The 10,807-nt window shown below is 38.6% G+C and carries 7 protein-coding genes and 8 tRNA genes; 2 read left to right on the top strand and 13 right to left on the bottom strand.

Annotation, left to right across the window (positions count from 1 at the left end; all coding sequences use genetic code 11):
• Positions 1 to 847: 847 nt before the first annotated feature.
• The 12 genes from GQR56_RS15805 to GQR56_RS15750 all read right to left on the bottom strand — a co-directional run bounded on the left by GQR56_RS15805 (position 848) and on the right by GQR56_RS15750 (position 6,318).
• Positions 848 to 934: transfer RNA gene (locus GQR56_RS15805), tRNA-Leu, on the bottom strand.
• A gap of 38 nt (positions 935 to 972) precedes the next feature.
• Positions 973 to 1,046, bottom strand: a tRNA-Cys gene (locus tag GQR56_RS15800).
• Positions 1,047 to 1,065: 19 nt separating this feature from the next.
• Positions 1,066 to 1,141: transfer RNA gene (locus GQR56_RS15795), tRNA-Gly, on the bottom strand.
• 49 nt (positions 1,142 to 1,190) lie between these two features.
• A tRNA-Leu gene (locus GQR56_RS15790) sits at positions 1,191 to 1,277 on the bottom strand.
• Positions 1,278 to 1,316: 39 nt separating this feature from the next.
• Positions 1,317 to 1,392 (bottom strand) — tRNA-Gly (locus tag GQR56_RS15785).
• A gap of 64 nt (positions 1,393 to 1,456) precedes the next feature.
• Positions 1,457 to 1,543, bottom strand: a tRNA-Leu gene (locus tag GQR56_RS15780).
• 37 nt (positions 1,544 to 1,580) lie between these two features.
• Positions 1,581 to 1,654, bottom strand: a tRNA-Cys gene (locus tag GQR56_RS15775).
• A 31-nt stretch (positions 1,655 to 1,685) separates the two neighbouring features.
• Positions 1,686 to 1,761: transfer RNA gene (locus tag GQR56_RS15770), tRNA-Gly, on the bottom strand.
• Positions 1,762 to 1,973: 212 nt separating this feature from the next.
• Complete coding sequence (gene pgsA, locus GQR56_RS15765) at positions 1,974 to 2,519, bottom strand: CDP-diacylglycerol--glycerol-3-phosphate 3-phosphatidyltransferase (RefSeq protein ID WP_033024409.1); 546 nt, start codon at positions 2,517 to 2,519, stop codon at positions 1,974 to 1,976.
• 42 nt (positions 2,520 to 2,561) lie between these two features.
• The gene (uvrC, locus tag GQR56_RS15760) at positions 2,562 to 4,385 is read right to left on the bottom strand and encodes an excinuclease ABC subunit UvrC (RefSeq protein WP_166113188.1); all 1,824 of its coding nucleotides are present in this window, start codon (positions 4,383 to 4,385) and stop codon (positions 2,562 to 2,564) included.
• Between the two features lie 9 nt (positions 4,386 to 4,394).
• Entirely contained in the window at positions 4,395 to 5,045 is a 651-nt protein-coding gene (gene uvrY / locus GQR56_RS15755; RefSeq protein ID WP_007377972.1) for a UvrY/SirA/GacA family response regulator transcription factor, read from the bottom strand.
• A 121-nt stretch (positions 5,046 to 5,166) separates the two neighbouring features.
• Positions 5,167 to 6,318 carry a dicarboxylate/amino acid:cation symporter gene (locus tag GQR56_RS15750; RefSeq protein ID WP_024611318.1) on the bottom strand — a complete coding sequence of 384 codons (1,152 nt, stop codon included), beginning with the start codon at positions 6,316 to 6,318 and terminating at the stop codon, positions 5,167 to 5,169.
• A gap of 374 nt (positions 6,319 to 6,692) precedes the next feature.
• On the opposite strand from GQR56_RS15750, the gene cysK reads away from it, so the two are divergent.
• Together cysK and GQR56_RS15740 are read left to right on the top strand one after the other, a co-directional pair.
• Positions 6,693 to 7,661, top strand: a complete 969-nt coding sequence (cysK, locus tag GQR56_RS15745; protein ID WP_024611317.1) for a cysteine synthase A — start codon at positions 6,693 to 6,695, stop codon at positions 7,659 to 7,661.
• A 142-nt stretch (positions 7,662 to 7,803) separates the two neighbouring features.
• Positions 7,804 to 8,238, top strand: a complete 435-nt coding sequence (locus GQR56_RS15740) for a hypothetical protein (protein ID WP_024611316.1) — start codon at positions 7,804 to 7,806, stop codon at positions 8,236 to 8,238.
• Positions 8,239 to 8,310: 72 nt separating this feature from the next.
• Here the strand turns inward: GQR56_RS15740 and GQR56_RS15735 are convergent, their stop codons facing one another.
• Positions 8,311 to 10,587 (bottom strand): acyl-CoA dehydrogenase, encoded by a 2,277-nt coding sequence (locus tag GQR56_RS15735; protein WP_166113185.1) that lies wholly within the window; start codon positions 10,585 to 10,587, stop codon positions 8,311 to 8,313.
• Positions 10,588 to 10,807 lie beyond the last annotated feature (220 nt).

The raw sequence follows: 10,807 nt of genomic DNA, 5'->3' as shown, positions 1-10,807 counted from the left end.
CATATTGCCGATAAAACGGGAGCGGGCGTATCCGAGGTGTGTGAAACCAAAACCCAGTAAATACCCCAATAAAAAACGCCAGTCAGCTGTTAACTAACTGGCATTAAGCTACGGCTCGCTTTTTTAGTCCTAAAAATAAAAAGTGCTGCACTAAGTCGCCCAACTCTTTATAAATGAAAAGCGGTGGCAGATGATATGAATGGTATGTACTGTACAGACATTGTTTGATTATTAGGATACGTAAGACAACCTGCAAAAATAAGTGTTTAATGCCTACAATTATGCATTAGCGCTTTCTTGGTTACTCTATTTGAAGTTCTCACCTTAGCTCTAAACCTACTGCTGTCGGCAACTTTAGCTTCCACTAAGCATGCATTACTAATCAATTCGACAATTACTTATGCTAGTAGCGTACAAGTTTGTGCTATTTGCTTTCAAGATCGTTTGATCTAGAAGTGTGGATTGGTTTACTGTTTTGGATTTGTTAAAACCTATGACACTTAGTCCAATTCAATCAAAGTGAACTCATTAGTATTAGGTACAATGTGGCACTAAGGATTTACATGGCTGGTTTATTTTTGCTGTTGTAGGGCTGGGTTTGGGACTGGGTTTAGAGATCTTACATAGGGCTACCTAAACGTATCTTTTAAAACAATAGAAATAAAAACCATTATTAAAATATCATGTAGCGCTATTATTAGGTAGATCATACATAAGATAGTGCATATCAAGAATGATATAAATTGTGGTTAATATAAAGACGGTAAATCAAGTTTTTAGTGAATTTTTATAGATATTAAAGAATTATTAGAAGGTTTTTTTATAAGCAGAGTGCTTAATATAAAGATGGTGCCCGAGGCCGGACTTGAACCGGCACGACTTGTTAGTCGAGGGATTTTAAATCCCTTGTGTCTACCAATTCCACCACTCGGGCATCGAGTTTGCTAATTAAAGCGTGTGGAGTAAATTATATGGAGGCGGAACCCGGAGTCGAACCGAGGTAAACGGATTTGCAATCCGGTGCATGGCCACTCTGCCATTCCGCCTAAATGTATCCAAATAATTTGGAGCGGTACACGAGGCTCGAACTCGTGACCTCGACCTTGGCAAGGTCGCGCTCTACCAACTGAGCTAGTACCGCAAAATATTGTTTTATCGACTTTAAACTATCTTGGTAAAATAATTTAAAGTGGTGCCCGAGGCCGGACTTGAACCGGCACGACTTGTTAGTCGAGGGATTTTAAATCCCTTGTGTCTACCAATTCCACCACTCGGGCATCGAGTTTGCTATTAAAAGCAAGTGGATAAAACTAATATGGAGCGGTACACGAGGCTCGAACTCGTGACCTCGACCTTGGCAAGGTCGCGCTCTACCAACTGAGCTAGTACCGCATCATATTAATTCTAAATTAACTATTTTATAAATTACACTTGGCAATGCAATTAAACCACAAAATGGTGCCCGAGGCCGGACTTGAACCGGCACGACTTGTTAGTCGAGGGATTTTAAATCCCTTGTGTCTACCAATTCCACCACTCGGGCATCGAGTTTGCTAATTAAAGCGTGTGGACTGTTGAAATGGAGGCGGAACCCGGAGTCGAACCGAGGTAAACGGATTTGCAATCCGGTGCATGGCCACTCTGCCATTCCGCCCCAGTACGGGGTATTAACCTTAAGATAAACTTGGAGCGGTACACGAGGCTCGAACTCGTGACCTCGACCTTGGCAAGGTCGCGCTCTACCAACTGAGCTAGTACCGCATTTTATTTATCAGTTAGTTGAATTAACACATGATGATTTATGTGAACATTCAGGTAACTGATTAATTACCGTTTTGTTTATCTCGGGGGCTATGCCCTCTCAACACGGACGCATTCTACAGAGATTATTAAACGCGTCAATACAAAAAATGCTAGTTTTGAACTGTTTGCTTGTTTTTTATCTAAAATGGTGCGTTATTATACGTTTACAGTTAATTTTTAGTCAATTCACCCCATGCTGCACGCAAATATTGCACCATAGAACTCAAGGTTAAAAACGTCGCTATATACAATAAGCCAAAACTTAGATAGTTCATCCAAGTATCGTATTGCCAAATCAGACCTATAATGGCTAGCATTTGTGCAGCTGTTTTTATTTTACCCATATTGGATACAGCCACATTACCGCGCTTACCTTGTTCAGCCATCCATTCACGAAGTGCTGATATAATTATCTCACGACTTATAATAATAAGTGCAGGAATAGTCATATACATAGATTGATAATGATCCGATAGTGCAACTAACGCAGCGCACACCATTACTTTATCAGCAACGGGATCTAAAAAGGCACCAAATGGAGTTGATTGCTCAAGTTTTCGAGCTAAATAACCATCAAGTATATCGGTAATTGACGCAAGCCAAAAAATAAAAGCAGCAGCGAAAAGCGACCAGCTATAAGGCAAGTAAAATATCACCAAAAATACGGGGATAAGAAAAAGTCTAAATGTTGTGAGTGTGTTTGGAATATTCCACATAACTACTTGGATATGTCTTTTTTGCTATATTCGCATGTAGGGCTAGCCCTTGTCATGCAAATGGTTAAATATCTTCTCAGCCATGTCAGGGCTGATCCCAGGAACTTTCTTTAACTGTTCTATATTAGCAGCTTTTACTCCCTGCATGCCCCCTAAATATTTTAATAATGTTTGGCGGCGTGTAGAACCTACTCCATTTATTTCTTCTAACAATGATTGTGTTCGTTGTTTTTGGCGCTTATTTCGATGCCCAGCAATAGCAAATCGATGAGATTCATCGCGTATATGCTGTATTAAATGTAGTGCAGGTGCATCAGAATCCATTGGGATAGTTTTTCGACCACCGTCAATTAATAGTGTTTCAAGACCTGGTTTACGGCTGGTCCCTTTTGCAACACCTACTAATAAAGGCATTTTTGCATGCGGCCAATTAGAAAAATATTGTTCAGCACGCCCTAATTGCCCTTTACCACCATCAATAAAGATAACATCAGGAATCTTATCTTCATCTACTAATTTGTTATAGCGTTTGTTAAGTGCAAACTCCATTGCAGCATAGTCATCACCACCTGTAATTCCCGTTACGTTATATCGCCTGTATTCTTTTGTATTTGGTCCTTGCGAATCAAATACAACACAACTTGCAACTGTGTTCTCCCCCATGGTGTGACTTATGTCAAAACATTCCATTCGGGTTATATCATCAAGACGTAATGTTGCTTTTAATTGTGCATAACGTTTATTAATAGAGTCTTGGGTACTTTGTTTAACTGCTATGCTATTTAATGCATTTTTATTTGCGAGTTGTAAGTATTGAGCACGCTCACCTCGAGTAACAACTTTAAGTATTACTTTACGTTCGCTTATTTGCGTAAGTGCTTCACCCAATACTTGGCTCTCTTCTATTTCGAATGGCAGTATGATTTCTTTTGCAATACGCCCTGTCGCTCCGGGAGCTAAGTAATACTGACCTAAAAATGAAGTAAGTATTTCTTGTTCGCCAGAATCTTTAGGCACTTTTGGAAAGTATGTTTTACTACCTAATACTTTATGATCTCGGATCATTAATAAATGAATGCCGTTTAAACCATTCAAATGAGCAAAACCCACTACATCCATTTCAGCAAAATTACCTGAAATAGATTGTTGCTCCTGCATTTTACGAAGTAGCATTATTTGGTCGCGTACTTTTGCAGCTAATTCAAAGTTTAACTGCTTGCTCGCCCCTTCCATTTTTTTTATTAAGTCGGCAATTACTTCGTGCGATTTTCCAGTTAAAAATTTGCGAACGTAATCAACTTGCTCACTATAGTCATCATCCGTTACTTTATTTACACATGGGGCTGAGCAGCGTTTAAGCTGATATTGTAAACATGGACGACTTCTTGCGCGATAATATGCATCTTCACATTGGCGGACAGGGAATATTTTTTGCATTAAACGCAAGCTTTCTGAGACAGCTCCAGCGCTTGGAAATGGTCCAAAGTACTCACCTTTCACTTTACGACTGCCACGATGAAACGCTAAACGTGGGTGTTTATGGCTAGTGAGTAAAATATAAGGGTACGACTTGTCATCGCGTAATAATATGTTGTAACGAGGTTGATATTTTTTTATAAGATTATTTTCAAGCAACAGCGCTTCGGTTTCAGTATTCGTAAGCGTGACTTCAATATCACAAATATTACTCACTAAAACACGCGTTTTACTGTCGGTAATGTTACTTCTAAAGTAACTACTCACCCGTTTTTTTAGGTGCTTGGCTTTACCAACATAAATAACTTGGTCTTTACTATCAAGCATACGGTAAACACCCGGCTCGCTTGATAGTGTTTTAAGGAAATGTACGTGATCAAATTCAGACATAAATTATAGTTAGTACGAAACGTCTATATCAATCATTTTATGGCGAATAGCTAAATGAGTAAGCTCAACATCACCACCTACATTTAACTTTTCAAACATACGGTAGCGATAGCTATTTACTGTTTTAGAACTTAGATTCAAACGCTCAGCTATATCTTGTGCTTTTTCACCTTTAGTGATCATAAGCATAATTTGTAGCTCTCGCTCAGATAAACTCTGAAATGGGTTTTCGTCTGTGCGACCCGTTACTTGTGCTAATGCAATTTGTTGTGCAATTTCTGGCGCTATATAACGTTGACCGGCATGAACGCAGCGAATAGCACGTACCATTTCGTCAGAACCCGCACCTTTGGTTAAAAAGCCATGCGCGCCAATCTGCATTACTTTGCTCGGAAACGGGTCTTCGCAATTAACAGTAAGCACAATGATTTTCACATCAGGGCAATAGCGACAGATTTTTTTAGTCGCCTCTAATCCGCCCATACCTGGCATATTCATATCCATTAATACTATGTTTGGCGCGTGCTGACGACAAAACTGTACCGCCTCTTCACCAGTTTTAGCTTCGCCAATTACTTTAAACCCTCGTACGTCATCAAGAATACGCTTGATACCTGTTCGTACAAGTTCATGGTCATCAACTAAAAGTACATTAATCAATGGAACATCCTCACTTACCTAACAACATGCAATTTAATAAAATTAATTTGCCACAGTAACATACATAGAGCGAAACAATAACTAATATTATTGTTTCGCTCTGACAGCTTAATATAACCTTTTAAGCTGACGATTTTTCACTAAATCGGTCAACCCATAATGCAATGATACCATCACCTGTTACATTACACGCAGTACCAAAACTATCTTGTGCTAAATAAAGTGCAATCATCAGTGCAACCGCCCCTTCATTAAAACCAAGCATACTCGTTAATAACCCAAGAGCTGACATAACCGCACCACCTGGTGCACCTGGTGCAGCAATCATCACTACGCCTAACATCATAATAAACGGTAGCATCCCCATTAATGAAGGTACTTCCATACTTGGTGACAAAAACATAACAGCCATTGCACACGTTACGATTGTAATCGTAGAGCCTGACAGATGAATAGTCGCGCAAAGAGGCACTGTAAAGTTAGCAACATCTTCTTTAACGTTATTTGCTTTACTTGATTGTAATGACACTGGAATAGTCGCCGCACTCGACATAGTACCCAAAGCAGTAAAGTAAGCTGGTAGCATATTTTTAACTAATTCTATTGGGTTGCGCTTAAGTAACACCCCAGTAGCTATATATAAAACGCTTAGCCATAGCCAATGCATAACAAGTGCCGCTATTAATACAACACCAAATGTTTGCAATGTATCTACCACAGTGCCTGCCACCGTCATTTCGGCAAATACGCCAGCAATATAAAATGGTAAAGCTGGAATAATTACTTTCGAAAGTAAACCATCAACTACATCACGACCTTGATCAGATACTTTTTTAAGCGTATCAAGTTCTAGTTGGCTCATGCCAATACCAAACACAAAAGCAGTTACCAATGCCGTCATTACACCCATTAATGGGGGAATTTCTAAATCAATAAAGCTACCAATTTCAGTAGCCACTTCAGCTTCAAATGTAATGCCGCCACTTAAAAACGGTATAACAGCGCTTACTAATAAAAAAGCGAGTGTTCCGGCAATAATCGTAGAGCTATAAGCAAAACCAACTGTTTTTCCTAATAAGTGCCCAGATCCCTTTGGTAAACCGGCAATACCCGACGCAATAAAAAATAAAATAATAAGGGGGATGGTAAAGGAGATAATTTGACCGATAAACTCTTTTACGGTAAATAAAAGTTCAACACCAATTAAAGGTACGTAGAGACCGACCAAAATACCGGCCACAATACCGGCAATTAATTTTAAGATTAACTTCATTGTGATTGCTTAATTGAATTTAGATACGTGTTTTTATCATGTTTTACTTAGCTTGTGTCATAAAACTGTTCAACAGTGGTTCATTCGGACAAATAACCAACAATCCTTAACGTTTTTGTATATAAAATGTATTAAATAAATACAGGACTTTACTCAAACAAAGTTTGATCGAATTAACTTTTAATTAATCGCACTCCTTCAATAACTAAAGCCCCGGCTATTGTGGATTTTTATTTCACTTAGTTATAAGCTCAATAGATATATGTTATAGCCAAACTTTACTTTAGTTTTTTTAAACTCTCAGTAAAGTGTGACTATATAGTTAGTAGCAAAAGCTATTAACACGTTGATCCGATTGTATCCAAAGGAACATTATGTCTACTATTTTTGAAGATAACTCACTAAGCATCGGTAATACACCGCTGGTAAAACTTAACCGTGTTACAGGTGGGAATGTATACGCTAAAGTTGAATCTCGTAATCCTAGCTTTAGCATCAAATGCCGTATTGGTGCATCAATGATCTGGGAAGCTGAAAAATCAGGTCAGCTTGTTGAAGGTAAAGAACTTATCGAGCCAACTTCAGGTAATACTGGTATTGCTTTAGCCTTTGTTGCTGCAGCACGTGGTTATAAATTAACACTTACAATGCCAAATACCATGAGCTTAGAACGTCGCAAGCTATTAAAAGCGCTAGGTGCAAATCTAGTACTTACCGACGGTGCTAAAGGTATGAATGGTGCAATTGAAAAAGCAAAAGAGATTCAAGCAACAGCACCTGATAAATATATTTTATTACAACAATTCGAAAACCCTGCAAACCCTAAAATTCACTTTGAAACGACGGGTCCTGAAATTTACGATGCGCTTGATGGCAAAGTAGACTTTTTTGTAGCAGGTGTAGGTACTGGTGGTACTATTACAGGTGTTAGTCGTTACCTTAAAACAGAAAAAGGTCTAAACGTTAAGTCGATAGCTGTTGAGCCAACTAACTCTCCAGTTATTAGTCAAACGCTTGCTGGTGAAGAAATTAAACCAGGTCCTCATAAAATCCAAGGTATTGGTGCAGGCTTTATTCCTGGCAACCTAGATATGGATTTAATTGATGGCGCAGAACTTGTTTCTAACGAAGACGCAATTGCAATGTCACATCAGTTAATGAAAAAAGAAGGTATTTTAGTGGGTATTTCGTCAGGTGCAGCGGTTGTTGCAGCTAAGCGAATTGCTGAAAAACCAGAAAATGCTGATAAAAATATTGTTGTTATTTTACCTAGTGCAACTGAACGTTACTTATCAAGCCCTATGTTTGATGAAGAGTTTAGCGATCAAGAACTAGTACAATAATTATTTTTGGTAACCTTTAAAAGGATGCTTTAGGCATCCTTTTTTATTATTTATTGTCTAATTTTATATTTATTACTCATCCCAGCTTTACATCCTCACTGATTAATCACACACTTTAAAAAATTAATTAATAATAATCAGTATGAAAAAAATCAGTAGTTTATTAAGCCTAATTATTTGTCTCTTTTTAGCAGCCTGTGGTGATAATGTAAAATCACTTAACGACACTCCAGGCGAAACAGCAGCCGCTTACTTTGATGCATTATATAATCAGCAGGATCTTCAAAAAGCTTCTACTTTAGCAACGCCAAACCTCACTCGTATAATGAAATCTTACGGTACAGCAAAACAATTTTCACGTAACTTAGTCAATATGCAATACGATGAAGTTGTAATTGAAGTTGACATGTCAAATATGAGTTTGCGTGAGCAATATGGCGACAGCGCTAAAATAAATCTTATTTTTACTGGTTATTTGAACGGTGGAAAAATTGATGAAATGCGTAGCGTAAGTATGTTGCGTAAAAAAGGCAGATGGTATGTAGATAAAATACTTGCTGACCCTTATGCCAGATAAGTAAACTAAATTTAAAGTAAAAGGCCTTACATTTGTAAGGCCTTTTTTATTTTAGTTATTCCATCAAGCTGATTACAATTCACCTGGTTGAAAGTTATCAACCGCAATAGCCTGCTTTCTTAACTTATTAGCATGGTGCATTGCATCTGCGTCTGCTTGCTCAAGTAACTTATTTTCAAGTGCATAGTTTATAGCGCCTTCAATATCAAGCGTTGCTGGCACACTGCCCTTGCGTTGCCATTGTTTTAAATCTTTAAACTGCGCTTGCATATCGTGCATCGCTAAAAATGCATTTTCCATTATCCCTGTGCCTGCATTTTCATCCACATAGCATAAGTGAGTTAAGCGGTTTCTAAATACACCTGGTTGGGTCATGTGTTCACAAATATTTTGCGCTATTTCATCACTTGGTCTGTGATAATGATTCCCAAGCGGGAACACAATGCGTTTAAGTGTAAAATTAACTGCCGGGTTAGAAAAGTTTTTAAAGAAACCATCAAATGCTTGACCGATTTCGAATAAGGAGTTCTCAATTGCATATTTAACAAATGGTAAATCTGCTTGTTGGCGCCCTTCATCTTCATAACGTTTTAAAACGGTTGATGCTAAATACAAATGGCTCAGTACATCACCTAACCGTGCCGATATCATTTCTTTACGTTTAAGCTCTCCGCCTAGCATTAACATTGCCACGTCTGTGCAAATAGCTAAACCTCTGCTCATTCTGCTCAATTGTTTATAATAGACAGCCGTTTCACCGCCTACAGGTGCTTTAGCAAAGTAGCTTCGTGTTAACCCATGTACAAATGCCATGCCTGCATTACTTGTTGCAAACATAATATGGTTCATTAATAAACCATCAAACTGCTCAAGTGCTGCATCGTCATCTTCCATTGCAGCAGCTTCCATTTCTTTTAAAACAAATGGATGGCAGCGTGTTGCACCTTGACCAAATATCATTAAATTACGCGTTAAAATATTAGCGCCTTCTACCGTAATTGATACCGGAATACCCATGTAGCCATGCGCTAAATAGTTGTTAGGTCCTACTTGAATACCTTTGCCTGAATGAATATCCATTGCATCGTTCATTACCGTACGACCCATTTCAGTCATATGGTATTTAGCAATAGCCGTTACAACCGATGGGCTTAGCTTTAAGTCAATTGCGCCAGCGGTCATGAGTCTGCACGACTCAAGTGCGTAAGTTAAACCACCAATACGCGCAAGCGCTTCTTGAACACCTTCAAATTGCCCAATAGAGACACCAAATTGTTGACGTACCATTGCATAGGCAGATGTCATTTTTGAAGCTAAATGCCCAGTTGCTGCACTTAATGCTGGCAGTGATATACCACGCCCTGCACTTAAACACTCAACAAGCATTCTCCAACCGCGCCCTGCACATTCTTGACCGCCAATAATCCAATCAAGTGGTATAAATACATCTTTACCGTAAGTTGTACCATTCATAAATGCCATATTAAGCGGATAATGACGCTCACCTGTTTTAACACCCGGATGGTCTGTCGGAATTAGCGCACACGTTATACCTAACTCTTTCTTATCACCTAATAAAGCATCAGGGTCATACATTTTAAATGCTAGGCCGAGTACGGTTGCCACTGGTGCAAGTGTAATGTAACGCTTTGACCAGTTTAAACGCAGCCCCATCACTTGTTCACCATTATGCTCCCCCATACACACCACGCCTGAATCAGGAATGCTGCCAGCATCAGACCCAGCTTCTGGTCCTGTTAGCGCAAAGCAAGGTACATCTGTACCATTTGCTAAACTTGGTAGCCAACGGTCTTGTTGCTCTTTAGTACCGTAATGAAGGAGTAGTTCACCTGGTCCCAAGCTATTAGGGACCATAACAGTTACTGCTGCTGTTAAGCTTTTAGTCGAAATTTTCGACACTATCGTTGAATTAGCTATTGCTGAAAACTCACGACCGCCAAACTTTTCAGGAATGATCAGCGCAAAAAAACCTTCAGTTTTTAAGTAATCCCACACTTCTTTTGGTAGGTCTTTATCTTTTTGTACAATCTGATAATCATCAAGCATTGCCAATAAAGTTTCTACCTGCTCAGCCATAAAAGCATTTTCTTTATCACTGAGTTCTGGTTTTGGAAAGCTATGTAATTTTTTCCAATCAGGATTACCGCTAAATAACTCTCCATCCCACCAAACGTCACCCGCTTCCATTGCTTCGCGTTCTGTTTGCGATAATGGTGGCAACACCTTCTTAAACATTTTGAAAGTAGGTCGGCTAATTAAGTTAAGGCGTATGTCCTTAACTACAAAAATAACAACAACCACAACCAGTAATATAATAAATACTGACATGTGCACATTCCTTATACATTGAATGAAAATAGTACCTTAATTATGACCCATCTTAACTTAAATACAATCATTGCAAGATGACTAAAACGCCTCAATATTTTATTTTTAAATTAGGTACTGTTAATCACCTAGCTTTACTATTTTTCGAGCTAATAAAAACTTAGCTTCGGCATCAAAATTACATAAATATGCATTATCAAAGATAAGATGCAGCTTTGCT

Origin of the sequence: Pseudoalteromonas sp. Z9A5 (assembly GCF_011378875.1) — a bacterium.
Taxonomy (GTDB): Bacteria; Pseudomonadota; Gammaproteobacteria; order Enterobacterales; family Alteromonadaceae; genus Pseudoalteromonas.
Note: the sequence above shows the minus strand (reverse complement) of the source record. Positions and strands in the feature narration are given on the sequence as shown.